Raw genomic sequence first — 23,592 nt, 5'->3', positions numbered from 1 at the left:
TGACATCTCCGGCACCCAGAATCGGACGGTCCGAATGGCAAGATGCCGTCATCACACGAGGTCGCGACACCCGAAGGTGTGTGCACGACCGCTCGGCAACTCCCTCATCCGCCGGAGGACCCTCATGACCGCACGCTCCATCTGTCGTACCGCCGCCGGTAAGTCCGCGAAGTCCCGGATGGCCACGGTCGGCGCGATCGCGGTCGCCGGCGCGCTGCTGCTGACCGGTTGCGGAGACCAGACCAAGAGCAACGAAGGGGGCAGCGAGAAGGTGAGCAATGCTCCGCTCGCCGACAAGCTGCCCAAGGACATCCGCGACGCGGGTGTCATCAAGGTCGGCTCGGACATCGCGTACCCGCCCGTCGAGTTCAAGGACAAGTCCGGCAAGACCGTCGGTATCGACCCCGACCTCGGTGACGCGCTCGGCAAGCAGCTGGGCGTGAAGTTCCAGTTCGACAACGGCACCTTCGACACCCTCCTCGGCGGCCTGCGCTCCAAGCGCTACCAGATCGCGATGTCGGCCATGACCGACACCAAGAACCGCCAGGAAGGCGTCGACGAGGAGACCGGCAAGAAGATCGGTGACGGCGTCGACTTCGTCGACTACTTCACCGCGGGCGTCTCGATCTACACCAAGAAGGGCGACGACCAGGGGATCAAGACCTGGTCGGACCTCTGCGGCAAGAAGATCGTCGTCCAGCGCGGCACCGTCTCGCACGACCTGGCCAAGGCCGAGTCGAAGAAGTGCAAGGGCGGCAAGAAGATCGCCATCGAGTCCTTCGACAACGACCAGCAGGCCCAGACCCGGCTGCGCTCCGGCGGCGCGGACGCGGGCTCCTCGGACTTCCCGGTCGCCGCGTACGCGGTGAAGACCTCGGGCGGCGGCAAGGACTTCGAGCTGGTCGGCGAGCAGGTCGAGGCCGCTCCGTACGGCATCGCGGTCTCCAAGAAGAACCCCGAGCTGCGTGACGCGATCAAGGCCGCGCTCGACGCGATCATCAAGAACGGCGACTACGACAAGATCATCTCGAAGTGGGGCGTCGAGGACGGCTCGGTGAAGGAAGCCAAGATCAACGGCGGCAAGTGACCGCGTAACCGTCTCGCCGCTGAAAGGCCACTCCCGTGACTACCGACATCTCAAAGAAGGGGCCGGAGGACACACCCCCGTCCTCCCGCCCCGAGGCCATCAAGGCCATCCCGGTCCGGCACTACGGCCGGTATGTCGCCGCGATCGTCGCCATCGCCGCGCTCGCCGCGATCGTCTACGCGTTCTCCCAGGGTGACATCAACTGGAACGCGATTCCTGACAACTTCTTCGACGAGCGCATCCTGCGGGGCGTCCGGGAAACCCTGATCCTGACCTTCCTGTCGATGCTCATCGGCGTGGTCGGCGGCGTCATCCTCTCCGTGATGCGGATGTCGAAGAACCCGGTCACGTCGTCGATCGCCTGGTTCTACATCTGGTTCTTCCGGGGTACGCCGGTCCTGGTCCAGCTCTTCGTCTGGTTCAACCTCGGCTTCGTCTTCGACTACGTGAACCTCGGCCCCGTCTACAAGGACGAGTGGTCGGACTTCATGACGCCGTTCCTGACGGCGCTGCTCGGCCTCGGCCTCAACGAAGCCGCGTACATGGCGGAGATCTGCCGTGCCGGTCTGCTCTCGGTCGACGAGGGCCAGACCGAGGCCTCGCACGCGCTGGGCATGAGCCACGGCAAGACACTGCGCCGGGTCGTGCTGCCGCAGGCGATGCGCGTGGTCGTGCCGCCGACGGGCAACGAAGTCATCAACATGCTGAAGACGACCTCGCTGGTCGCGGCCGTTCAGTACTACGAACTCCTGAAGTACGCCCAGGACATCGGCACCTCGTCCGGCGCGACGGTGGAGACGCTGCTGCTTGCCGCGTGCTGGTACCTGATCATGACGTCGATCCTCAGCGTCGGGCAGTTCTACCTGGAGCGTTACTACGCACGCGGTTCGTCGCGCTCCCTGCCGGCCACGCCGTTCCAGAAGATCAAGGCCAATATGTTGTCCCTCGGCAACCGCTCGGGAGTTGGTCACTGATGACGACCGCCATGGTGAAGTCCGAAGGCGTCCACAAGTCCTTCGGCAACGTCGAGGTTCTCAAGGGCATCGATCTGGAGGTCAAGTCGGGCGAGGTCTTCTGCCTCATCGGCCCGTCCGGCTCCGGAAAGTCGACGTTCCTGCGCTGCATCAACCACCTGGAGCAGATCAACGCCGGGCGGTTGTACGTCGACGGGGAGCTGGTCGGCTACCGGCAGAAGGGAGACAAGCTGTACGAGCTCAAGGACAGCGAAGTCGCCCTCAAGCGCCGGGACATCGGCATGGTCTTCCAGCGCTTCAACCTCTTCCCGCACATGACGGCGCTCGAGAACGTCATGGAGGCGCCGGTCCAGGTCAAGGGCGAGACGAAGTCGGCGGCGAGGGCGCGTGCCGGGCAGCTTCTGGAGCGGGTGGGCCTCGCCGACAAGGCGAAGAGCTACCCCTCGCAGCTCTCGGGCGGCCAGCAGCAGCGGGTGGCCATCGCCCGCGCCCTGGCGATGGAGCCGAAGCTGATGCTCTTCGACGAGCCGACATCGGCGCTCGACCCGGAGCTGGTCGGTGACGTGCTCGACGTCATGCGCGACCTCGCGGAGTCCGGCATGACGATGATCGTCGTCACGCACGAGATGGGCTTCGCGCGGGAGGTCGGCGACAGCCTCGTCTTCATGGACGAGGGCGTGGTGGTCGAGTCCGGCCACCCGCGTGACGTCCTGACGAACCCGCAGCACGAGCGGACGCAGTCGTTCCTGTCAAAGGTTCTTTAAGGCGTTCACGCGAAGGGGCGGTACGGATCCTGGATCCGTACCGCCCCTTCGCGTATCCGCTACTTGAGGCCCAGCACCATCGCGTCCGACGGCGATGACCACACCGTCCGCGCCTCGCCGAAGCCCGCGTCGCGCAGTGTCCGCGCGTGCCACTCGGGCGAGGGGGTGTCGCCGTCCGCGTGGTCGCCGTAGATCTCGAAGCGCTTGGCGGTGGGGCCCGCGAGGACCGGGTCGCCGGCGGCGAGCTGCCACCATTCCTTCCAGTCGACGGCGCCCGCCGCCTTGGCCTCGTCCATGCGGGCGTGCCGCTGGGCGCGGTCGGCGGCGTTCAGGCGGGGCGTCGCCGGGTCGGGCATGTGGTCGGCGTTCATGAAGACGCCGCCGTCCCTGACGAGTCCGGCGAGCTGGCCGTAGAGGGCGGCGAGGGGTTCGCTGTGCATCCAGTGCAGGGCGGTGGCCGTGAGGACGGCGTCGTACGAGTCGTACGGGAGCTGCGCCGCCCACTGCGGGTCCTTGAGGTCCGCGGTCACGAACGTGACCCGGTCGTCCCCGGCGAAGGTGCCCTCGGCGATGGCCAGGAGCGCGGGGTCCAGGTCGACGCCGGTGCTGACCGCTTTCGGGAACCTCTTGAGCAGCCGGTCCGTAATACTCCCCGTACCGCACGCGAGGTCGAGGACGCGGGGCTCGGGGCCCACGACGGCTTCGACCATGTCGAGCATGACCCGGAACCGCTCCTCGCGGTCGGGCATGTACCACTCCTGCTGGCGGTCCCAGCTGTCCTGCCAGGCACGCCAGTCGGTGCTCGACACCGTCTCCGTCATCAGAAGTCCTCCCGTACGTAATACGCTCTCGTAATACCCTCGTGGCACGCGCAGCCGTTACTCACGCATTTGATGAAGATAGCCCGCCGTAGTAAGGACTACAAGTGGAACTGGCCTATTACTCGGACTACGCCGTACGACTGGTCAACAGCGAGGAGCCGGGCCGCAACAAGGACGTACTGACCTCGGTGGAGGCGATCCGCGAACTCTTCGGCGGCAACCAGCAGGCCGCCCGCCGCGCCACGGACTCGGACGTCACCCGCTTCCGCTCGGTCCGGGCCAGGCTCAGGGCGGTGTTCGAGGCGGCCGACGGCGGTGACGAGACCCTCGCGGTCGACCTGCTGAACTCACTGCTCATGGAGTTCCCGGTCAGCCCACAGATCTCGGGCCACGACGACCGTGACGACCAGGGCAACCCGCTGTGGCACATGCACCTCGCGGACCACCCGTCGAACGCGACGTCCGGCTACGCCGCGATCGCCGCGATGGGCCTCGCCTTCCACCTCACCGAGCACGGAGTGGACCGCCTCGGCCTGTGCGAGGCAGCGCCGTGCCGCAACGCCTATCTCGACACGTCGACAAACCGCTCCCGACGCTACTGCTCGGACCGCTGCGCGACCCGCGCCAACGTCGCCGCCTACCGCGCCCGCAAGCGCTTGGAGACGGAACGGTCGGCGAGTACGGGCCTGGCGGCCGAGACGGCCCAGCGCAGCACCGCGAACGGCGAGCGCTGACCGGACCTGAACTGGGGCGGGCGGTAGCGGAACCACACCTTCCCCAGGACGAGTTCCTCGGGCACCGTGCCGTAGTCCGTGCTGTCCCCGCCCGCGTACGCGTTGTCCCCGAGCACCCACCAGCCGCCCTCGCGCCGCTCTGCGGCGCGCTTGACGACCAACAGGTCCTGCTGGAACGGATGGCGGAGCACCACCACGTCACCCGCACGGACGCGTGCGCCCCACTGAACCACCAGGCGGTCGCCGTGGTACAGCGTGGGCACCATCGACGGGCCGGTCACCTCGGCCGCGCCCAGCGGCACGACGGACCTTCTCCGCTCGCTCTCCTGCGACAGCTCCGGCATCACCGGCACCTCCCCGGTCCTATCCTCCACGAGTCCCAGTCTGACCCTGGACTTTTGTCCTAAGCCCATGGGGGCACTCGCGAAAACCCGTCTCTCACGGAGTAATGTCCCACCTGAGAAGACGATCACGAGGAAGGACAGCTACATGCTTTCCCGCCTGTTTGCCCCCAAGGTGAAGGTCAGCGCCCACTGCGACCTGCCCTGCGGCGTGTACGACCCGGCCCAGGCCCGCATCGAGGCGGAGTCGGTCAAGGCCGTGCAGGAGAAGATGGCCGCCAACGACGACGCGCAGTTCCAGACGCGCGCCATCGGCATCAAGGAGCAGCGCGCCGAGCTGGCCAAGCACCACGTCTCGGTGCTCTGGAGCGACTACTTCAAGCCCCCGCACTTCGAGAAGTACCCGGAGCTGCACCAGCTGGTCAACGACACCCTGAAGGCCCTCTCGGCCGCCAAGGGCTCGTCGGACCCGGCCACGGGCCAGAAGGCGCTGGACTACATCGCCCAGATCGACAAGATCTTCTGGGAGACGAAGAAGGCCTGACCTGACCGGTCAGCTTCTTCCACAGAGAGCGCAGGCGAAAGCACCCGGCATCCGCGCGGAGCCGGGTGCTTTCCGCGTTCCAGTCGCGTCGGCGCGTTGGTCGCGTCGGCGCGTTGCCGTCGCGTCAGTCCTGCAGTGCCGCGAGGCCCTTCTGGAGGTCCTCGCCGTTCATCACCGGGTAGATCTCGATCTGCGCGCCGAGTTGCCCGAAGAGCGGCTCGGCGATCGACGGCATGTCCGAGCTGTCCTGCATGTCGAAGACGAAGGTGCAGCAGCGCCCGCCGTCGCTGGGGCCGAAGTAGGCCGCTTCGGGCTTGAGCCGCTCCGTCATCGACTGCATCAGTCTGGGCAGGCTCCCGTCCTTGATCGCCCCGTTCGAGATCTGGGTGTCCATACGTGCTCTCAGCATGACCCTCATAGGACTCACTTCCTCCCCTTAAGGGTCACCCCACCCGCGCTATACCGCACCTCCTGGTCCCGCGCACCCCCGCGGCCCACCGACACGCCGCCCAATATTCGGTTGCCGCCCCGGAGCCGCGCCTGCTGCACTTGTCGTACGCCCCGACCCGTCAAGGAGACGCAATGCGCCGTTCGTTCATGTCCAGCCAGAAGGGAATCGTTACCAACCCAGAGGACATGACACTTCGTGCATATCGCGACGGGCGCGGACGCGTCCACCAGCCTGAACCTGGGAATCCTGGCGCACGTTGACGCCGGAAAGACCAGCCTGACCGAGCGGCTTCTGCATGCCGCCGGTGTCATCGACGAGATCGGTCGCGTCGACGCGGGCAACACCCAGACCGATTCACTGGCCCTTGAGCGGCAGCGCGGCATCACGATCAAATCCGCGGTCGTCTCGTTCGCCGTGGACGACGTCTGCGTCAATCTCATCGACACCCCCGGTCACCCGGACTTCATCGCCGAGGTGGAGCGGGTCCTGAGCGTGCTCGACGGCGCCGTGCTCGTCATTTCCGCCGTCGAAGGCGTCCAGGCGCAGACCCGCGTGCTGATGCGGACGCTGCGGCGGCTGCGCATTCCCACGCTCGTCTTCGTGAACAAGATCGACCGGCGCGGCGCGCGCCACGAGGATCTGCTGCGCGAGATCTCCCGGCGGCTCGTCCCGGACATCGTCCCCATGGGGACGGTCCGCGATCCCGGCGGGCGCGACGGCGCGTACGTTCCCTTCGCCCCCGGTGATCCCGCCTTCACCGCCCGCCTCGTCGACGTACTGGCCGCGCACGACGACGCACTCCTCACCGCGTACGTCGACGACGAGACGGGCCTCTCCCCCGGCCGGCTGCGCACCGAACTCACCGCGCAGACGCGGCGGGCGCTGGTGCACCCGGTGTTCTTCGGTTCGGCGGCGACCGGGGCCGGTGTCGGCGAACTCATGGCGGGCATCCGGGAGTTGCTGCCCTCCGTGGACGGCGCCGGGCACGCGGACGATCCCGTGTCGGGCACCGTCTTCAAGGTGGAGCGCGGGGACGCCGGCGAGAAGGTTGCCTACGTACGGATGTTCGCGGGGACGGTGCGTACGCGCGACCGGCTGACGTTCGGCGACGGGCGCGAGGGCAAGGTCTACGGGCGCGAGGGCAAGGTCACCGCGGTCTGCGTCTTCGACCACGGGTCCGCCGTGCCGCGCGAGCACGTCCGCGCGGGGCAGATCGGGAAGGTGTGGGGGCTCGGCGACATCCGGATCGGTGACGTCATCGGCGTACCGCGCGAAGGGGACGAGAGCGGCGGCCGTCACTTCTCGCCGCCCACCCTGGAGACCGTCGTCGTTCCCACCCGCCCCGGCGACAGAGGCAGGCTGCATCTCGCGCTCGCCCAGCTCGCCGAGCAGGATCCGCTGATCGATCTGAGGCAGGACGACCTCCGCCAGGAGGTGTACGTATCGCTCTACGGCGAGGTCCAGAAGGAAGTCATCCAGGCAACTCTCCTCGACGAGTACGGAATCGACGTCGATTTCCGCGAGACCACGACCATCCACGTGGAGCGCGTGACCGGAAGCGGCGCCGCGTTCGAGATCATCGCCAAGGACGACAACCCCTTCCTTGCCACCGTCGGGCTGCGCGTCGATCCCGGTCCGCCGGGTTCCGGTGTGGAGTTCCGCCTGGAGGTCGAGCTCGGATCGATGCCGTACGCGTTCTTCAGGGCCGTCGAGGAGACCGTGCGGGAGACGCTGCGCCAAGGGGTCCACGGATGGGAGGTCGACGACTGTGTCGTCACCATGACGCACTCCGGATACTGGCCCCGGCAGAGCCACGCCCACGGCACCTTCGACAAGAGCATGTCGAGCACGGCGGGGGACTTCCGGCAGCTGACCCCGCTGGTCCTGCTGAGCGCGCTGCGACGCGCCGGGACCGAGGTGCACGAGCCGCTGCACCGCTTCCGGCTCAGCGTCCCCGAGGACGTGTTCGGGCAGCTGCTGCCCGCGCTCTCCCGGCTGCGGGCGGTCCCGCACACCCAGACGGCGCGCGGGGCCTCGTACGTCGTCGAGGGCGAGATCCCCGCCGCCCGCGTGCACGGACTTGAGCAGCTGCTGCCCTCGCTGACGCGCGGCGAGGGCGAGCTGGAGTCCGCCTTCGAGCGGTACCAGCCGGTCCGGGGCGAGGCCCCGGACCGGCCGCGGACCGACCGCAATCCGCTCTGCCGCAAGGAGTATCTGCGGGAGGTGGCGGGCGTCCGGCGCTGACGCGTGCGTCAGATGCCGGGGTGGCGTCAGGCCCGGAACGGAGGGAGGCCCAGGGCGCGCAGGCGGGCGCGGTCGACGAGGATGTTGAGTTCGACGATCTTGCCGTTCGTGATCGTGAACTCCATGACCGAGACGACCTCGTCGTCCGGCACCCCGACCACGCCGATACGGCCGTTGATGAAGGCCAGCTCGGCGGCCGGCGCACCCTTCGAGAACATCGCCGCCTGCCCGGCCACCACGGCCGCGCCCCGCACCAGCTTCGAGAGTCCGGAGGCCAGTTCGCCCGTGTCGGCCCGCAACACCACGTCCGGGTCGAGCAGTTCGAGCAGCGCGTCGAAGTCGCCGCCGCGTGCGGCTGCGAGGAATGCTCCGACGACCTCACGCTGGCGTACGGGGTCGTTGTCCGGGGTGGGAGCCGAACCCTGCACACGGCGGCGTGCCCTGCTCGCCAGTTGCCGGGTCGCGGCCGGGGTGCGCTCCACTATGGGGGCGATCTCGTCGAAGGGCACGGCGAACATGTCGTGCAGCACGAAGGCGAGGCGCTCGGCCGGTGCCAGTGTCTCCAGTACGACGAGCAGAGCGAGGCCGACCGAGTCGGCGAGCAGCACCTCCTGCTCGGGGTCGACCACGTCCCCCCAGCTCACCACCGGGTCGGGCACGTGCGTGTCCTGGGACAGCGTCAGCGACTCCTCGCGCCGCGACTGTCTCGTACGCAGCATGTCGAGGCAGACCCGTCCGACGACCGTCGTCAGCCAGCCCCCGAGGTTGACCACGTCACTGGTATCGGAGCGGCTGAGCCGGATCCAGGCCTCCTGGACCGCGTCGTCCGACTCGTTGAGCGAGCCGAGCATGCGGTAGGCGACGGCTTTCAGATGCGGGCGGTGCTCCTCGAAGCGGGCCGCGAGGGCGTCGTTCGGGTCCACGGTTGCTCTGTTCTGATCCATGTGTCACATTCCCTCGTCGCGATCCGTCAAGAAGACAGGCACTTGCAGGCATTTGATCGGCACTCGATCGGCACACTTGATCGACACAGCGCTGGAGGAGAACAGTAATGAACGCCTATGTCGTACCTGCCGCATACGTCGACGTCGCCGCCCTGAAGCCGACGGGACAGACCCGATGAGCGCCGGGCCGGCGGGCCCCCGGGCGCCCGAGCAGCGCAAACGGGACGCACTGCGCCGCCTCGACCAGGACATCGACGCATGGGTCTCCACGGCCGACGCGGAGAGCGGGGCGCCCTATCTGATCCCGCTGTCCTTCCTCTGGGACGGCGAGAGCCTGCTGGTGGCCACTCCGGACGCGAGCGTCACCGGGCGCAACCTCCGGGCGACCGGCAGGGTGCGGGTCGGCATCGGGCCGACCCGTGACCTGGTCCTCATCGAGGGAGCCGTACGCGCGCTCGGCGAGGGTGAGTTGACCGTGGAGGCCGGTGACGCCTTCGCCACGAAGACGGGCTTCGACCCGCGCAAGCTCGACACCGAGTACGCCTACTTCCGCATCACCCCGCAACGCCTCCAGGCCTGGCGCGAGGCCGACGAGCTCGCGGGGCGGGATCTGATGCTGGGCGGGCGGTGGACGGTTCGCTGAGGGAGGCTGGGGGGCGCTGAGGGCTGGGGGCTGGGTCAGCTGGGGCCGAGCACCGGTGCCAGCGCCTCCCGCAGGTCGTCGGGGCCCGTGTAGTGCAGGCCGACCATGCCGAGCGCGACGGCCGCTTCCACGTTCTCCTTGCGGTCGTCCACGAAGAGGCAGCGCTCGGCGGGGATCCCGGCCCGCTCCACGGCCAGCTCGTAGATCCGCCGGTCCGGCTTGACGATGCCGACGCCCGCGCTGCTGATCACGTCGTGCGCGAGGCCGACGATGCCGAGCCGCTCCAGGTCGTCGTCGAGCCAGGGGGTCGCGTTCGTCACGATCGCCACGTGCAGCCGGGCGCGGGCCCGCCGCAGCAGGTCGACCACGGCGGCGTCGGCGGAGAAGCCCGCCCCGGCGAGTGCGGTGCCGAGTGCGTGCCCGCGTTCCCACGGGATGCGGTCCGCGAGGCCACGCGCGATCGTCTCGACCCACTCCTTCCTGCCGATGTGCCCGAGCATCAGCGGCTGATCGGCCTCGGGCGCGAAGGCGACTTCGGCGGTGCTGCCCTGCGGGAGCCCCACCGCCCTCTCCATCTCCTCCACCTGCGACATGTCGTAGAACCGGATGACTCCGTCCAGGTCGCAGAGCACGGCGTCGAACGGCGGCCGCGGCACCTGCCAGGTGTAGCGCACCTTCTCCTTCGCGTCGGCGCCGAGCCGGTCGTAGAAGCGGATCGCTCCCTCGTTCCACGCGGGCGTCTGCCACTGGACCTCGGTGAGCCCGAGAGCACGGGCCTCCGCGGCCACCGCGTCCGTGAGGAGCGGGCCGAGGCCGAGGCCCCGGTGGCCGTCGCGCAGGAAGAGGCAGTCCATGTGGAGGTACTCCGCCCCGTCCCAGGTGGATACCTCCGGCGCGCACGTGGCGTAGCCGACGATGTCACCACCGGGCAACTCGGCCACCAGGCAACGCAGGCGGGGCTCGGAGACCCCGAAGAGCAGGCCGTCAAGGCGCCCGGCAAGCCCAGGGGCGAGGGGCGGGGCCTTCTCGTACACGGCGTGCTCGGCGACGAGTTCGACGACGCGGGGGAGGTCGGCGGGGCGGGCACGGCGGACGCGGGGCGCCGCCGCCGACGGAAGTTCGTCAAGCTCGGTCATGTCCATGAGCCCATGATGCAGATGTGCGCTGGGGGGGGGCATGGGAGGGGGATGCGTCAGCGCTGCCTGCGATACGTCCGTACGACGACACCGTTCCCGAAGACCCGGGACGAGTCGAGCGCGAAATCACCGACCACGCTCTGCCCCTCCGCACCGCCGTCGAACATCGGCATACCGGCCCCCAGGAGCACCGGGTACGTCTTGAGGACCAGCTCGTCGACCTCGTCCCGCAACGCCCACGCGAGCTTCGCGCCCCCGCACAGCCAGATGTCGAACTCGCTGTCCTCCTGCTTGAGTTCACGGACCTTGCCGACCACGTCACCGGAGATGATCTCGACGTTCGGGTCGGGCGACTTCTCGATGGTGCTGGACGCCACGTACTCGCGCATGTGGCCGTACGGGCTTGTGATGTCGAGATCCAGGGCGAGGCGGTAGCTGCCCCGGCCCTGGATGACCGTGTCGAAGCGCTTGTTCTCCAGGGCTTCCAGCCCGAGGACGCGGCGGCCTTCGACCGAGATCGTCTCGGGGTACTCCGTCTTGAGGAACTCCAGGAACTCCTCGTCCACGAACCGCATGAACGTCTCAGCGTCGCCACCGCGGTCCCCGATGAAACCGTCGATCGAAACGGCGACGAAGTAGGTGAGCTTTCTCAAGCCGGTTCTCCTTGTTTCTCTTCACAGTTCCTCTTCACAGTTCCTCTTCACAGTTCCTCTTCACACGGAACTGTTCTTCGCCGCTCCCTCTACGGAACGGCTCTTCGCCCTGCCCGGTCGGCAGGGACGCCCCCGGGCCCTCCACGTCACCCCCGGCGAATCGCCTCCGTGTCGAACTCCCCCGCCACCACCAGCCGGGCGCACTCCGTGAGCCGCAGCCGGTTCGTCCGCGCATGTCGCCGCAGCGCCTCGAAAGCCTCGTCGACGGTGCACTGCCAGCGCTCGGCGAGCACACCCTTCGCCTGCTCGATGACCACCCGGCTGGTGAGGGCCGACTGCAACTGGTCGCGCTCCACCAGGGTCTGCTCCAGGAAGCGCCGCCGAAGGATCGCGATCGTGGCGATGTCCACGAGGGCCTGCGCCAGCGCGATCTCGTCCGGGCCCAGCACGGTGGCCGTCGTCTGGAACAGCTGCAGTGTGCCGAGGGCTTGGTCCTCCCGGCGCAGCGGCAGCACGTGCGTCATCGCGCAGCCGACCGCCAGGGCACGCGGCGCGAACCCCGGCCAGGCGGTGGTCGCTTCGGGGTCGCCGAGTGCGATGTTCGTTTGCGCTGTGCCGGAGCGGTAGCAGTCCGGGCCCGGTCCCTGGCCTTGGCCCTGGTCCTGGCTCTGGCCCTGGCCCTGGCCCTGCTGCAGGGCGAACAGGTCGAACACCCAGGCGTGCCCACCGGACGCCGCGACGAGCCCCAACTCACCCTGGGAATCGGCCAGCGTGAAGCCCGCCGCCGAGACTCCGAGCAGTTCCACGCTGTGTACGGCCATGCTCTGCAGGAATTCGACGACATCGAATTCGTCGGTCAAGGAGTCGGCCACCGCCACGAACGCCTCCGCCAGAAGCCGTTCGCGGGATGCTCTCTCGGACACCTCGCGGGTCAGATCGTGGGACAGGATGATCCCCCCTTCCGTCGTGTCCGGGTACAACTCGGCTGCGCTGTAACGACCTTATGCGAAGCGCTTGCCGTCGCCACCGTCTGTGGAGAAACGCCGCGGCTCCCGCCACATCGGCCACAGCCGCGGGCCGTCCGGCAGATCTATCGCCTTCCCGGTGAACGCGAAGCCCAGCCGCGTGTACAGCGCCCGGCTGCGGCTGCTGCTCGCCTCCAGGTAGGCGTGCAGGCCCTCCCGGTCGCAGCGCTCCAGGACCTCACCGATCAGCGCCGAGCCGAGACCTTCGCCCTGCCGCTCGGGGCTCACCGCGATCATGTGCAGGTACTGGTGGGCCCGGTCGGTCGGGTGCGCCTCACCGGTCAGCCGGCCGATCTCCTCGATACGCGCGTTGTCGGGGTCGACGGCCGCGCGGAGCTGGGCGGGCCCGTCCTCTCCGCCCTCGTGCACGCCCTCGCGCCCGCCCTCCTGCGCGCCCTCTTCCTCGCCCGCGGGGACGGACCACCACAGCGCGACGGCCGTGCCGTCCTCGGTGATGTCGACGAACCCCTCGCTGAACGCCATGTCGAGGAAGGCCTCCATCAGAGCGCCGTGCCTGCGGCGGCGGTACTCCTCGGCGGGGAAGACCCAGCTGCTCACCGGGTCGTCCAGGAACGCCGCGTCGAGCAGCCGGACCACATCCGCCCTGTCGCTCTCCCCTGCCCGCCGGATCACTACGCCCACAGCCCGCCCCTTTTGCCCCTGATCCGCGTACAACTACGCGTCCTGCTCCGCTGGTTGCCCTGCTCGCTCCAGTCGCAGCGTAAGTGATCGGGCCACCCGGGCACACCGGCGAGCCCCGCACCCTGACCGGATCCCGGCGGGGCACGGAGCTCGTCGATGCTGTGTGACCGGCTCTGTCCGTCAGACGACCTGGCGGGCCTCCTCTCGTGCGTTCAGTGCGCTCAGTGCATTCAGTGCGCTCAGTACGTTCGCCGCGTCACGAATTCCGCGAGCGCCAGCAGACCGTCCGCCGCCTGAGGGTCCGGAACCGCGCGGGCGAGCTGGCTGATCGCGCGGGACATCCGGTCCGCCGCGTGCAGCAGCGCCCAGTCCCTGCCGCCCGCCGCCTCCACGGCGTGCGCCATGCGCTCCAGGTCACCGTCGGCCGACGGCCTCCCGTACAGCTCGGCCAGTTCCGTGGCGGCCGGGGTGCCGGAGGCCAGCGCGGCCACCACCGGCAGGGACTTCTTGCGGGTCGCGAGGTCGGCACCGGCGGGCTTGCCTGTGCGCCCAGGATCGCCCCAGATGCCGATCACGTCGTCGATGAGCTGGAAGGCGAGCCCCGCCTCACGCCCGAACCCGTCCAGCGCCTCCACCTCACCGCGCCCCGCCCCCGCGTACAGCGCCCCCAGCGCGCAGGCGCAGCCGAGCAGCGCCCCCGTCTTGGCCTCGGCCATGGCGAGGCACTCGTCGAGCGTGACCTCGTCCGGGCCGCGGCGCTCCAAGGCGCAGTCCGCGTGCTGGCCCGCGCAGAGCTCCACCACGCAGGAGGCGAGCCGGGCAGCCGCCGCCGGGGCCGCCGGATGCGGATCCTCGGCGAGCAGCCGCTGGGCCAGCGCGTGGAGCGCGTCACCGGCCAGGACCGCGTCGGCCTCGCCGAACACGGTCCATGCGGTGGGCCGGTGCCTGCGGGTGGTGTCGCCGTCCATGACGTCGTCGTGCAGCAGCGTGAAGTTGTGGGTCAGCTCCACCGCGGCCGCGGCCCGGACGGCCATGGCCTGCTCCCCGCCGGTCGCCCGCACCGCGGCGAGCACGAGCGCGGGCCTGATCGCCTTGCCCGCGTGCCCGGCCGCCGGTGCGCCGTCCGCGTGTTCCCAGCCGAAGTGGTAGAGCGCGACGCGGCGCATCGATCCGGGCAGTGAGTCGATCGCCCGGCGCAGCTCCGGGTCGACGCATGCCCGCGCCGACGCCAGGATCTCCGCCGCTTCGGCCCCTTCCTGACCCATCTCCTTCATGCCCGTCATGCCCGTCGTGCCCGTCGTGCCCGTCGTCGTGTCCGTCATGGACTCACCCCGGGGAGGATGCGGACGGTGGCGGTTCCTTGGCCTGTGGGCGCGTACGGGAGGGGTGTACCCGGCGGCGCGTCCACAGACACGGCCTCACCTCCAGCGGCCGATCTCGACGTTCTCCAGGACGCCCAGCGCGTCCGGCACGAGGACCGCCGCGGAGTAGTAGGTCGACACGAGGTACGAGATGATCGCCTGCTCGCTGATGCCCATGAAGCGCACGGACAGACTCGGCTCGATCTCGTCCGGGATGCCCGCCTGGTGCAGGCCGACGACGCCCTGCTCCTCCTCGCCCGTACGCATGCAGATGATGGACGTGGTGCCGGCGTCGCTGACCGGGATCTTGTTGCACGGGAAGACCGGCACACCGCGCCAGGTGGGGATGCGGTTGCCGGCCATGTCGATGGTCTCCGGCACGAGCCCGCGCTTGTTGAGTTCGCGGCCGAACGCGGCGATCGCGCGCGGGTGGGCAAGGAAGAGCTTCGAACCCCGCCTGCGGCTGAGCAGCTCGTCCATGTCGTCCGGGCTCGGTACGCCGTCGTGGGGCTGCAGCCGCTGTTCGTACTCGCAGTTGTGGAGCAGTCCGAACTCTCGGTTGTTGATCAGCTCGTGTTCCTGGCGCTCCTTGAGCGCCTCGACCGTGAGCCGCAGCTGCTGCTCGGTCTGGTTCATCGGCTGGTTGTAGAGGTCGGCCACGCGCGTGTGGACGCGCAGAACGGTCTGGGCGACGCTCAGTTCGTACTCGCGCGGCGCTGATTCGTAGTCGACGTAGGTGCCCGGCAGCACCGCTTCGCCGACGTGTCCCGCGGAGAGGTCGATGGCCGCCTCGCCGAACTTGTTCGTCCGCTGGGCCGGGATGGACCGCAGCCGCCGCAGATGCTCACGCAGCGAATCCGTGCGCTCCGCGACCTGCTCCAGGTCCTGGCGGGGCAGGGTGAGCACGGTGCATGCGGTGATCGCGCGCGTCGTGTACTCCCAGATGGCCTCCGGGTCGAGCAGCGCCTGCTCGCCGAAGTAGGCGCCGTCGGCCAGGGACCCGAGGGTGGTGTCGTCCCCGTAGGGACCGGTGCCGATCTTCTCGACCCTGCCGTGCGCGAGCAGGAACACCTCGTCGGCCTGGCTGCCGAAGGAAGTGATGACCTCGCCCGCGGCGAACTCACGCTGCTGGCAGCGCCGGGCGAGCTCGCTCAGGACGTCGATGTCCCCGTACTCCCGCAGGACCGGCAGTTCGCCGAGCTCCGCGGGGATGACCTCCACTCGGTCCCCCGTCTTCACGAACGTCACCCGGCCGTCGCCGACCGAGTAACTGAGCCTCCGGTTCACCCGGTACGTACCGCCCTGCACCTGCACCCACGGCAGCGTCCGCAGCAGCCAGCGGGAGCTGATCTCCTGCATCTGCGGCGCGGACTTGGTGGTGGTGGCCAGATTCCGTGCGGCTGATGTACCCAGGCTCTGCTGCGGCTTGCCCTGCTCCGCACGGACCTCTTCGCCTACCGACATTGGCTATGCCCTCCCGATCAAGTGCTGAACTGCGTCAGTAACTTTTCCAGCACGCTGAGTACGGGCGCCATTACACAAACGAGCGGGAATGGATCACGCGAAGACTGGGCACACACCCGCGTACCAGGAAGCGGGGGCCCACGGGCGGGAACCGACAAGGTCCGCCAAGGTCCGCGGGGCGGGAAAGTCGAAGATCCGTGAGGCGGGGAACTCGAAGATCCGCGCGCCCGTTGGACAGAACACAACGACTGACAGCCTTCGCAACAATCCCCCCCATCGGCGCCCATCGGCGCTTATCCGCACCAATCCGTAGGAGACGGCAATGGCAGGCTTCCTGGATCGCGCCAAGGAACAGGCACAGCGGGGTCTCACCCAGGGCAAGCAGAAGCTCGACGACGTGCAGGCGCAGCGCGCCGGCGGTGACCTCCTGAAGAAGCTGGGCTCGGCGTACTACGCGCAGCAGCGCGGCACGGGCACGCCGCAGGCCACCCAGCAGGCCCTGCAGGCGCTCGAAGCGCACATCGCCACGAACGGCGACGCGTTCCTGCACAGCGGCGACCACCGCGGCTGACCAAATCGGCTCGCACGGTGCCCGAACAGCCACGGAATCCGTCCGAACGGCTGGCCCGGGCACCGTGGTTCCGGTAAAAGCGGACATAACAAGACTGGCCGCGACAGGCGGCCGTCGTGCTCCGCAAAGGAGTCCGCCATGGCCCCACCCATGTCCGCGGGCAGCTTCCTCGATGCCCTCACGGACGAAGGGGTGACGGTCGTCGAAGTCGGCGACTGGCGCCACCACAACCGCAACCACAAGGGGCCGTGGGGCCCGGTGCACGGCGTGATGATCCACCACACGGTCACGTCGGGGAGCGAGCGGACGGTGGAGATCTGCCGCGACGGCTCTGCCTCGCTGCCCGGCCCGCTCTGCCACGGCGTCATCACCAAGGACGGCCGCGTCCACCTCGTCGGGTACGGCCGCGCCAACCACGCGGGAATGGGCGACGACGACGTACTGCGCGCGGTCATCGCGGAGAAGGCGCTCCCGCCGGACAACGAGGCGAACACCGACGGAAACCGCCACTTCTACGGCTTCGAGTGCGAGAACCTCGGCAACGGCGAGGACCCCTGGCCGCAGGCCCAGCTGGATGCCATCGAGAAGGTCGCGGCGGCCATCTGCCGCCACCACGGCTGGACCGAGCGCTCGGTGATCGGCCACCTCGAATGGCAGCCGGGCAAGGTGGACCCCCGTGGTTTCACCATGAAGGCCATGCGGGAGCGGATCGAGTCCCGCCTCAAGTAGACCGAACCCGTCCTCAATCCGTTCCCCGGTAGATCGCGTCCCCACTCAACGGCAGAATGGCGGGGTGAGCACCACCCCGCCGACCGGCCCGCGCCCCCGGCTGCCGTCCCCGCTCCAGGAGGTCGAGGACGACCGGTTCGCGCGGCACGGCGTGTCCCTCACCCTCAAGCGGGACGACCTGATCCACCCGGACCTCCCGGGCAACAAGTACCGCAAGCTCGCCCTGAACCTGGACGCCGCGGTCACCGCGGGCCACAGCACCCTGCTGACCTTCGGCGGCGCCTACTCCAACCACCTCAGGGCGACCGCCGCGGCGGGCCGTCTCCTGGGCATGGACACCATCGGCGTGGTCCGGGGCGACGAACTCGCGACGCGCCCCCTGAACCCGTCCCTCACGCGGTGCGTGGCCGACGGCATGCGCCTGCGTTTCATCGACAGATCGACGTATCGCCGCAAAACCGAGCCGGAGGTCCTGGCCGCCCTCGTCCACGACACGGGCGCCGATGACGCCTACGTCATCCCCGAAGGGGGCAGCAACTCCCTTGCCGTACAGGGCTGCACGGCACTGGGCGAGGAGCTGCGCGGCCGCACCCACACCGCGGCCGTGGCCTGCGGAACCGGCGGCACCCTGGCGGGCATGGCAGCGGGCCTCGCCCCTGACCAGCGGGCCCTTGGCATACCCGTACTCAAAGGCGGCTTCCTCGGCCCCGAGATACAGGCGCTGCAACAGCGCACCTTCGGCGCGCCCACGGACAACTGGCACCTGGACGAGCGCTTCCACTTCGGCGGTTACGCCCGCACCCCGCCCCAACTCACCGCGTTCGCGGACGACTTCGAGGACCGGCACGGCCTCCCCGTGGAGCGCGTCTACGTGGCCAAACTCCTGTACGCGCTGACAGCCCTCTCCGAAGAGGGCTGTTTTCCCCCGGGCACCCAGGTCACCGCGGTGATCACGGCCGCGGAGCCGGCGGCGCCCGCCGCTCAGTCCTCGACCTCCCGGTAGGCGGCCGCCTCCTCCAGGTCCAGTTTCCGCAGCAGCGTCCGCATCATCTCGTCGTCGATGCGCCGCTCGTCCCGCATCCTCACGAACACCTCCCGCTCCGCGGCGATCGCCTCCCTGGCGAGCCTGCGGTAGGTGTCGTCCGCGGACTCCCCCGTCACGGGGTTGGGCTGACCGAGCCGCTCCCACACGGAGTTGCGCCGCCGCTCCAGGACGGTGCGCAGACGGTCCTGGAGGGGCTGTGGGAGGCAGTTGCGCTCGTCCTCCATCAGTTCGTCCACCCGGCGCTCCGCGGCCTGCGAGGCGGCGTTCTGGGCCTGCGCCTCCGCGAGCGTCTCCGCCTGCGCGTCCCGCCCCGGCAGTTTCAGGACACGGATCAGCCACGGCAGTGAGAGCCCCTGCACGACCAGCGTGCCGATCACCGTGGTGAAGGTCAGGAACAGGACGAGGTTGCGCGCGGGGAACGGCTCCCCGTCGTCCATGACGAGCGGGATCGAGAAGGCGATCGCCAGCGACACCACCCCGCGCATCCCGGCCCAACTGACGATCAGCGGCCGCCGCCAGTCCATGTCGTCCTCCCGATCCTTGATGCGCCGCGACAGGACCCGCGGCAGATAGGTGGCGGGATACGACCACACGAAGCGCACGAGGACGACAAAGAAGAAGACGCCCAGGGCGTACCAGACCGCCTGTACGCCGCTGTACTCGCCAAGCCCCCTGAGCACGAGCGGCAGTTGCAGGCCGATGAGCGCGAAGACCGCCGACTCCAGGATGAACGCGACCACCTTCCACACCGCGGCCTCCTGGAGCCGCGTCTCGAAGTCGACCTCCCAGGAGCGGTGCCCCAGGAACAGGGCGACGACGACCACGGCGAGCACCCCGGAGGCGCCGACCTGCTCGGCAGCCGCGTACGCGACGAAAGGGATCAGCAAGGAGAGGGTGTTCTGCAGCATCGCCTCCTTCATGTGCCTGCGAAGCCAGTGGATCGGCACCATGAGGACAAGACCCACGCCGACCCCGCCGACGGCCGCCACCAGGAACTCCCTGATCCCGCCCGACCAGCTCGCGCCCTCACCGACGGCCGCCGCGAGGGCGACCTTGTAGGCGGTGATCGCGGTCGCGTCGTTCACCAGGGACTCGCCCTGAAGGATCGTGGTGATCCGCGACGGCAGCCCCACCTTCCGCGCGATGGCCGTGGCCGCCACCGCGTCCGGCGGCGCGATCACCGCGCCGAGGACCAGCGCGGCCGTCAGCGGCAGATCGGGGATCAGCAGATACGCGAGCCAGCCCACGGCTACGGTCGCGAACAGCGTGTACCCGACCGAGAGCAGTGCGACGGGCCTGAAGTTGGCGCGCAGGTCCAGGTAGGAGCTCTCCAGGGCCGCGGTGTGCAACAACGGCGGCAGGATCAGCGGGAGCACGATGTGCGGATCCAGGTGGTAGTCCGGAACCCCGGGCACGTACGCGGCGACGAGCCCCACCGCGACAAGGAGCAGCGGCGCGGGCACCGGCGTCCAGCGCGCGGCTCCCGCCACCGCCGCGCTCGCCGCGATCAGCGCCACCAGAGGCAATACGTCCATGGGTCAGAGCCTCCGCGATGCGTGTTCCCGTCGTAACCTGGCAATCATGAACGAGTGCCCGCATGTCGCCGCGCTGCCGCACCCTGAGCCCGCCCCGCTGAGCGAGACCTGTCTTGAGTGTCTCGCGGTCGGCAGTCACCCGGTGCAACTGCGCCTCTGTCTGGACTGCGGTCATGTGGGCTGCTGTGACTCCTCGCCCTTCCGGCACGCGACGGCACACTTCAAGGACACCGGACACGCGGTGATGAGGACCTTCGAACCGGGTGAGAGCTGGCGTTGGTGCTTCGTGGACGGTTCGATCGTCTGAGGCCTGGGTACGTCAACCCGACGCCCGTACTCTCCAATTGGGACTGCGCGACCCCTAGCCACTCTCCGTACCCTTAGGCTTACTATGAGTGACAGCAACGGAGCGGGGTCCCCGGGACACGGAACTGGGGAGCGCGGTAGCGTCACCGCAGAACTACGTGGTGCGTTACCCGTGTGACGCAGTCCGGACCGCCGCTGGACGGCGGTCCTGGAGCCCCGAAAGTGCTTGTACCACCTTGGAGGTGAGGGTGTCCCAGATCGCAGGCGAGCCCGGGAATCAGGACTTCGTCGAGGTCCGCCTTCCGGCTGCGGGTGCCTACCTGTCGGTGCTGCGTACGGCCACGGCCGGTCTCGCGGCGCGTTTGGACTTCACTCTCGACGAGATCGAGGACCTCCGCATCGCGGTCGACGAGGCCTGCGCGATCCTGCTTCAGCAGGCCGTGCCCGGATCGGTGCTCAGCTGCGTCTTCCGGCTCGTCGACGACTCACTGGAGGTGACCGTCTCGGCGCCGACCACCGATGGCCGGGCCCCGGAACGGGACACCTTCGCCTGGACTGTGCTGTCCGCCCTCGCGGGTCAGGTCGACTCCTCCGTGGCCGAGGACAACACCGTCTCGATCAGCCTCTACAAGAAGCGCGGCGCGGGACCCGGGCCGGCGTGAGGGACGGGGAGGGGCCGGTGCGGGACGAAGAGCGCGGCACACGGGGTCTGCCCGACAGTCGGGGAGGTACACCGACGAAGGGGCGCGAGGCTCCGGTGGAGCCGGTACTCACGAGCATCCCCGAGCAGCAGGCCAGGCCGCACCCGGAGGACCAGGAGCAGCCGGGTCCGTCGACTGTGGCTGATGCGTCGGAGCAGGCAGAGCCGACCGTCCAGGAGGAGCGCGCGAAGCCCTCCGTCCCGGGCGGCGCGCAACGGGCGGGATACATGAGCGAACACGGTGAGCAGCAGCACACCCGGCACAATCCGCAGGACCGCAGTGGCGCACGCGCGATGTTCATCGAGCTGCGCACACTGGAGAGCGGCAGCACGGAGTACGCGCGGCTGCGCAACCAACTGGTCCGCATGCACCTGCCGCTCGTCGAGCACCTGGCCCGCCGCTTCCGCAACCGCGGCGAACCGCTCGACGACCTGACGCAGGTCGCCACCATCGGCCTGATCAAGTCCGTCGACCGCTTCGACCCGGAGCGCGGCGTGGAGTTCTCCACGTACGCGACGCCCACGGTCGTCGGCGAGATCAAGCGCCACTTCCGTGACAAGGGCTGGGCGGTCCGGGTCCCGCGGCGGCTTCAGGAGCTCAGGCTCTCGCTGACCACGGCGACCGCCGAGCTGTCGCAGCTGCACGGTCGCTCGCCCACGGTGCACGAGCTCGCCGAGAAGCTGGGCATCTCCGAGGAGGAGGTCCTGGAGGGCCTGGAGTCGGCCAACGCGTACTCCACGCTGTCCCTGGACGTCCCGGACACGGACGACGAGTCCCCGGCGGTCGCGGACACCCTGGGGGCGGAGGACGAGGCCCTGGAGGGCGTCGAGTACAGGGAGTCGCTCAAGCCGCTCCTCGAGGACCTGCCGCCACGCGAGAAGCGCATTCTGCTGCTGCGGTTCTTCGGCAACATGACGCAGTCGCAGATCGCCCAGGAAGTCGGCATCTCCCAGATGCACGTCTCCCGGCTTCTCGCCCGCACACTCGCGCAGCTGCGCGAGAAGCTCCTCGTCGAGGAGTAGCGGAGGAGCAGGCCGCCCCTCCGGGTCTGCTCCTTCGGGGAGTCTCGCGCGGGACGAAGCGGTCTACTTCGTGTCGTCCTGTACGTTGCCGGGGCCTCGGATGCCGAGCGCCTCGGTCGTCGCGGGATTGACCAGCAGGACGAGCGCGGCCACCGCGACGGCGGCGAGGGCGATCCCGGCCGGGATCGCCAGGCTGTCGGCCTGCAGCAGCTGCCAGGCCACCGGAAGCGCCATGATCTGCGTGATGATGGCAGGGCCCCGGCTCCAGCCGCGCAGGAGCAGGAGACCGCGGGCGGCGAGCAGCGGCAGGAGCGCGAGGACGATCAGCGTGATGCCGCCCGTCGTGGCCTGTTCCGGGTTGTCGGGGTCACCCGCGAGGCCCATCACAAGCATGTACACACCGCCGGCGAGGAGCGCGACGCCCTCCAGCGCGGCGAGGGCCGCGGCGGCCGTCAGACGGCCGGGACGCGGGCCGGGCTCCTGGGCTTCGGGGGTGGGCTTCCGCTCAGTACTCACCCTTGCAGGGTAGCTGTGCGTATCCGTCCTCCGGCCCCCGGTCCGCCCCCTCGGTCTGTGCCAGGTAAAGAGCGCTAGGTACTCTGCTTCGCATGCGTGCACTTCTTGTGGTCAACCCGGCGGCAACCACCACCAGTGCGCGCACGCGTGACGTACTGATCCATGCGCTGGCGAGCGAGATGAAGCTGGAAGCGGTCACTACGGAGTACCGCGGTCACGCCCGGGACCTCGGCAGACAGGCTGCGGAGAGCAAGGACATCGAGCTGGTCGTCGCCCTCGGTGGGGACGGCACGGTCAACGAGGTCGTCAACGGACTGCTGCACAACGGCCCCGCCCCGGACCGCCTGCCCCGCCTCGCCGTCGTACCCGGCGGCTCCACCAACGTCTTCGCGCGCGCCCTGGGTCTGCCCAACGACGCCGTGGAGGCGACCGGCGCGCTTCTCGACGCGTTGCGTGAGGGAAGCGAACGGACAGTGAGCCTGGGCCAGGTGTCGGGCACCCCCGGCACGGAGGACGAGGCGGTCCCGGCGCGCTGGTTCACTTTCGCCGCCGGATTCGGCTTCGACGCCGGAGTGGTGGGCCGGGTCGAACAACAGAGGGAACGCGGGAAGCGGTCCACCCATGCGCTGTATTTGCGCCAGGTGTTCCGTCAGTTCCTCGACGAGCCGCACCGCAGGCACGGAATGATCACGCTGGAACGGGCCGGCGAGGACCCGGTGACCGACCTCGTGCTCTCCATAGTCTGCAACACCTCTCCGTACACCTACCTGGGCAATCGCCCGATGTACGCGTCCCCGCAGGCCTCCTTCGACACCGGCCTCGACGTGCTCGGTCTGAGCAAGCTCTCCACCACCGCGGTCGCCCGGTACGGGACGCAGCTCCTGACCTCGACGCCGGATCGCGGACCACACGGCAAGCACGCGGTTACGCTCCATGACCTCACCGACTTCACCTTGCATTCAAAGGTGCCGCTCCCCCTTCAGATGGACGGTGACCACCTGGGGCTGCGCACGAGCGTGACGTTCACAGGCGTACGCCGTGCACTGCGTGTGATTGTGTGAGTGGAAGGGCCCAAAGTCCTTTCACTCGAACGTTTAGACCAGGGTCCACCCCATGGAAGTACGGCTGTGACCCAGCCGACACTGAGGAATCAAAAAAAACTTGCCGGAAGGGGTTGTATCCGCCGCCGAGGTTTGCGAATCTCTACATGGCGATCGGGACGGCCCGCAACATCGGCCCCACAGATAGCCAGAACCCCCTCCTCAACGCATAGGACATCGTCGCGTTACGTGACGGAAGTCCCTTCCGTCGTCGAGGGATTCGTGAAAGCGTTCACATT

Annotated in this window: 26 protein-coding genes; 14 read left to right on the top strand and 12 right to left on the bottom strand. The window is 69.1% G+C overall.

What is annotated here, in order from left to right; all coding sequences use genetic code 11:
• The first annotated feature begins 124 nt into the window (after nucleotides 1-124).
• From ACGFX9_RS16250 to ACGFX9_RS16240, 3 genes are read left to right on the top strand one after another with little or no spacing between them, the layout of a single operon-like run.
• Complete coding sequence (locus tag ACGFX9_RS16250) at nucleotides 125-1,087, top strand: ABC transporter substrate-binding protein (RefSeq protein ID WP_393471316.1); 963 nt, start codon at nucleotides 125-127, stop codon at nucleotides 1,085-1,087.
• Between the two features lie 35 nt (nucleotides 1,088-1,122).
• Complete coding sequence (locus ACGFX9_RS16245; protein ID WP_393471313.1) at nucleotides 1,123-2,061, top strand: amino acid ABC transporter permease; 939 nt, start codon at nucleotides 1,123-1,125, stop codon at nucleotides 2,059-2,061.
• The gene (locus ACGFX9_RS16240) at nucleotides 2,061-2,825 is read left to right on the top strand and encodes an amino acid ABC transporter ATP-binding protein (protein ID WP_393471310.1); all 765 of its coding nucleotides are present in this window, start codon (nucleotides 2,061-2,063) and stop codon (nucleotides 2,823-2,825) included. Before ACGFX9_RS16245 ends, ACGFX9_RS16240 begins: the two co-directional genes overlap by 1 nt.
• Nucleotides 2,826-2,884: 59 nt before the next feature.
• Here the strand turns inward: ACGFX9_RS16240 and ACGFX9_RS16235 are convergent, their stop codons facing one another.
• Nucleotides 2,885-3,646 carry a class I SAM-dependent methyltransferase gene (locus tag ACGFX9_RS16235; protein ID WP_393471307.1) on the bottom strand — a complete coding sequence of 254 codons (762 nt, stop codon included), beginning with the start codon at nucleotides 3,644-3,646 and terminating at the stop codon, nucleotides 2,885-2,887.
• 104 nt (nucleotides 3,647-3,750) lie between these two features.
• On the opposite strand from ACGFX9_RS16235, the gene ACGFX9_RS16230 reads away from it, so the two are divergent.
• Entirely contained in the window at nucleotides 3,751-4,380 is a 630-nt protein-coding gene (locus tag ACGFX9_RS16230; protein ID WP_393471304.1) for a CGNR zinc finger domain-containing protein, read from the top strand.
• Here the strand turns inward: ACGFX9_RS16230 and sodX are convergent.
• Complete coding sequence (sodX, locus tag ACGFX9_RS16225; RefSeq protein ID WP_393472454.1) at nucleotides 4,284-4,724, bottom strand: nickel-type superoxide dismutase maturation protease; 441 nt, start codon at nucleotides 4,722-4,724, stop codon at nucleotides 4,284-4,286. The genes ACGFX9_RS16230 and sodX overlap by 97 nt on opposite strands.
• 145 nt (nucleotides 4,725-4,869) lie before the next feature.
• Between sodX and sodN the strand changes: the two genes are divergently transcribed.
• On the top strand, nucleotides 4,870-5,265 hold the full coding sequence (sodN, locus tag ACGFX9_RS16220; protein WP_160507177.1) for a superoxide dismutase, Ni: 396 nt from the start codon (nucleotides 4,870-4,872) through the stop codon (nucleotides 5,263-5,265).
• A gap of 124 nt (nucleotides 5,266-5,389) precedes the next feature.
• On the opposite strand, the gene ACGFX9_RS16215 is transcribed toward sodN, so the two are convergent.
• Nucleotides 5,390-5,683 carry a DUF3303 family protein gene (locus ACGFX9_RS16215; RefSeq protein ID WP_393471301.1) on the bottom strand — a complete coding sequence of 98 codons (294 nt, stop codon included), beginning with the start codon at nucleotides 5,681-5,683 and terminating at the stop codon, nucleotides 5,390-5,392.
• Between the two features lie 228 nt (nucleotides 5,684-5,911).
• On the opposite strand from ACGFX9_RS16215, the gene ACGFX9_RS16210 reads away from it, so the two are divergent.
• Nucleotides 5,912-7,960: a GTP-binding protein gene (locus ACGFX9_RS16210; protein WP_393471298.1), complete on the top strand. Its 2,049-nt coding sequence runs from the start codon at nucleotides 5,912-5,914 to the stop codon at nucleotides 7,958-7,960.
• Nucleotides 7,961-7,986: 26 nt separating this feature from the next.
• Here the strand turns inward: ACGFX9_RS16210 and ACGFX9_RS16205 are convergent, their stop codons facing one another.
• A complete protein-coding gene (locus ACGFX9_RS16205) occupies nucleotides 7,987-8,904 on the bottom strand; it encodes a sigma-70 family RNA polymerase sigma factor (protein ID WP_393471293.1) in 918 nt (305 codons plus the stop codon).
• Between the two features lie 175 nt (nucleotides 8,905-9,079).
• On the opposite strand from ACGFX9_RS16205, the gene ACGFX9_RS16200 reads away from it, so the two are divergent.
• Complete coding sequence (locus ACGFX9_RS16200; RefSeq protein ID WP_393471290.1) at nucleotides 9,080-9,547, top strand: pyridoxamine 5'-phosphate oxidase family protein; 468 nt, start codon at nucleotides 9,080-9,082, stop codon at nucleotides 9,545-9,547.
• A gap of 35 nt (nucleotides 9,548-9,582) precedes the next feature.
• Here the strand turns inward: ACGFX9_RS16200 and ACGFX9_RS16195 are convergent, their stop codons facing one another.
• The 6 genes from ACGFX9_RS16195 to ACGFX9_RS16170 form a co-directional block, all read right to left on the bottom strand.
• Entirely contained in the window at nucleotides 9,583-10,689 is a 1,107-nt protein-coding gene (locus ACGFX9_RS16195; protein ID WP_393471287.1) for an HAD-IA family hydrolase, read from the bottom strand.
• 50 nt (nucleotides 10,690-10,739) lie between these two features.
• Entirely contained in the window at nucleotides 10,740-11,336 is a 597-nt protein-coding gene (locus tag ACGFX9_RS16190) for a dihydrofolate reductase family protein (RefSeq protein WP_393471284.1), read from the bottom strand.
• A gap of 146 nt (nucleotides 11,337-11,482) precedes the next feature.
• Nucleotides 11,483-12,259 (bottom strand): ANTAR domain-containing response regulator, encoded by a 777-nt coding sequence (locus tag ACGFX9_RS16185; protein WP_393471281.1) that lies wholly within the window; start codon nucleotides 12,257-12,259, stop codon nucleotides 11,483-11,485.
• A 78-nt stretch (nucleotides 12,260-12,337) separates the two neighbouring features.
• On the bottom strand, nucleotides 12,338-13,003 hold the full coding sequence (locus ACGFX9_RS16180; RefSeq protein WP_393471278.1) for a GNAT family N-acetyltransferase: 666 nt from the start codon (nucleotides 13,001-13,003) through the stop codon (nucleotides 12,338-12,340).
• Nucleotides 13,004-13,242: 239 nt separating this feature from the next.
• Nucleotides 13,243-14,286, bottom strand: a complete 1,044-nt coding sequence (locus ACGFX9_RS16175; RefSeq protein WP_393472451.1) for a family 2 encapsulin nanocompartment cargo protein polyprenyl transferase — start codon at nucleotides 14,284-14,286, stop codon at nucleotides 13,243-13,245.
• A gap of 135 nt (nucleotides 14,287-14,421) precedes the next feature.
• Nucleotides 14,422-15,828, bottom strand: a complete 1,407-nt coding sequence (locus ACGFX9_RS16170) for a family 2B encapsulin nanocompartment shell protein (protein WP_393471274.1) — start codon at nucleotides 15,826-15,828, stop codon at nucleotides 14,422-14,424.
• Nucleotides 15,829-16,150: 322 nt separating this feature from the next.
• Here ACGFX9_RS16170 and ACGFX9_RS16165 point away from each other — a divergent pair, with 322 nt between their 5' ends.
• From ACGFX9_RS16165 to ACGFX9_RS16155, 3 genes are all read left to right on the top strand, one after another.
• Nucleotides 16,151-16,399: a hypothetical protein gene (locus ACGFX9_RS16165; RefSeq protein ID WP_393471271.1), complete on the top strand. Its 249-nt coding sequence runs from the start codon at nucleotides 16,151-16,153 to the stop codon at nucleotides 16,397-16,399.
• A 138-nt stretch (nucleotides 16,400-16,537) separates the two neighbouring features.
• The gene (locus tag ACGFX9_RS16160; RefSeq protein ID WP_393471268.1) at nucleotides 16,538-17,128 is read left to right on the top strand and encodes an N-acetylmuramoyl-L-alanine amidase; all 591 of its coding nucleotides are present in this window, start codon (nucleotides 16,538-16,540) and stop codon (nucleotides 17,126-17,128) included.
• 64 nt (nucleotides 17,129-17,192) lie between these two features.
• Nucleotides 17,193-18,131, top strand: a complete 939-nt coding sequence (locus tag ACGFX9_RS16155; RefSeq protein WP_393471265.1) for a 1-aminocyclopropane-1-carboxylate deaminase/D-cysteine desulfhydrase — start codon at nucleotides 17,193-17,195, stop codon at nucleotides 18,129-18,131.
• Here the strand turns inward: ACGFX9_RS16155 and ACGFX9_RS16150 are convergent.
• Nucleotides 18,110-19,708: a Na+/H+ antiporter gene (locus tag ACGFX9_RS16150; protein ID WP_393471262.1), complete on the bottom strand. Its 1,599-nt coding sequence runs from the start codon at nucleotides 19,706-19,708 to the stop codon at nucleotides 18,110-18,112. The genes ACGFX9_RS16155 and ACGFX9_RS16150 overlap by 22 nt on opposite strands.
• Before the next feature lie 46 nt (nucleotides 19,709-19,754).
• Here ACGFX9_RS16150 and ACGFX9_RS16145 point away from each other — a divergent pair, with 46 nt between their 5' ends.
• The 3 genes from ACGFX9_RS16145 (at nucleotide 19,755) to ACGFX9_RS16135 (ending at nucleotide 21,737) form a co-directional block, all read left to right on the top strand.
• Nucleotides 19,755-20,015, top strand: coding sequence for a UBP-type zinc finger domain-containing protein (locus ACGFX9_RS16145; RefSeq protein WP_344530082.1), 261 nt, complete (start codon nucleotides 19,755-19,757; stop codon nucleotides 20,013-20,015).
• 247 nt (nucleotides 20,016-20,262) lie between these two features.
• Complete coding sequence (locus ACGFX9_RS16140) at nucleotides 20,263-20,676, top strand: anti-sigma regulatory factor (RefSeq protein ID WP_135332116.1); 414 nt, start codon at nucleotides 20,263-20,265, stop codon at nucleotides 20,674-20,676.
• The gene (locus ACGFX9_RS16135; RefSeq protein WP_393471259.1) at nucleotides 20,673-21,737 is read left to right on the top strand and encodes an RNA polymerase sigma factor SigF; all 1,065 of its coding nucleotides are present in this window, start codon (nucleotides 20,673-20,675) and stop codon (nucleotides 21,735-21,737) included. Before ACGFX9_RS16140 ends, ACGFX9_RS16135 begins: the two co-directional genes overlap by 4 nt.
• A 63-nt stretch (nucleotides 21,738-21,800) precedes the next feature.
• Here ACGFX9_RS16135 and ACGFX9_RS16130 read toward each other — a convergent pair whose 3' ends face one another.
• Nucleotides 21,801-22,253 carry a hypothetical protein gene (locus tag ACGFX9_RS16130; RefSeq protein ID WP_393471256.1) on the bottom strand — a complete coding sequence of 151 codons (453 nt, stop codon included), beginning with the start codon at nucleotides 22,251-22,253 and terminating at the stop codon, nucleotides 21,801-21,803.
• Between the two features lie 92 nt (nucleotides 22,254-22,345).
• Between ACGFX9_RS16130 and ACGFX9_RS16125 the strand changes: the two genes are divergently transcribed.
• On the top strand, nucleotides 22,346-23,314 hold the full coding sequence (locus ACGFX9_RS16125) for a diacylglycerol/lipid kinase family protein (protein ID WP_393471253.1): 969 nt from the start codon (nucleotides 22,346-22,348) through the stop codon (nucleotides 23,312-23,314).
• Nucleotides 23,315-23,592: the final 278 nt, after the last annotated feature.

It is taken from the genome of Streptomyces sp. NPDC048436 (genome assembly GCF_043200355.1).
In the GTDB taxonomy this organism is placed as follows: Bacteria; Actinomycetota; Actinomycetes; order Streptomycetales; family Streptomycetaceae; genus Streptomyces.
This window is presented reverse-complemented; position numbering and strand designations above follow the sequence as displayed.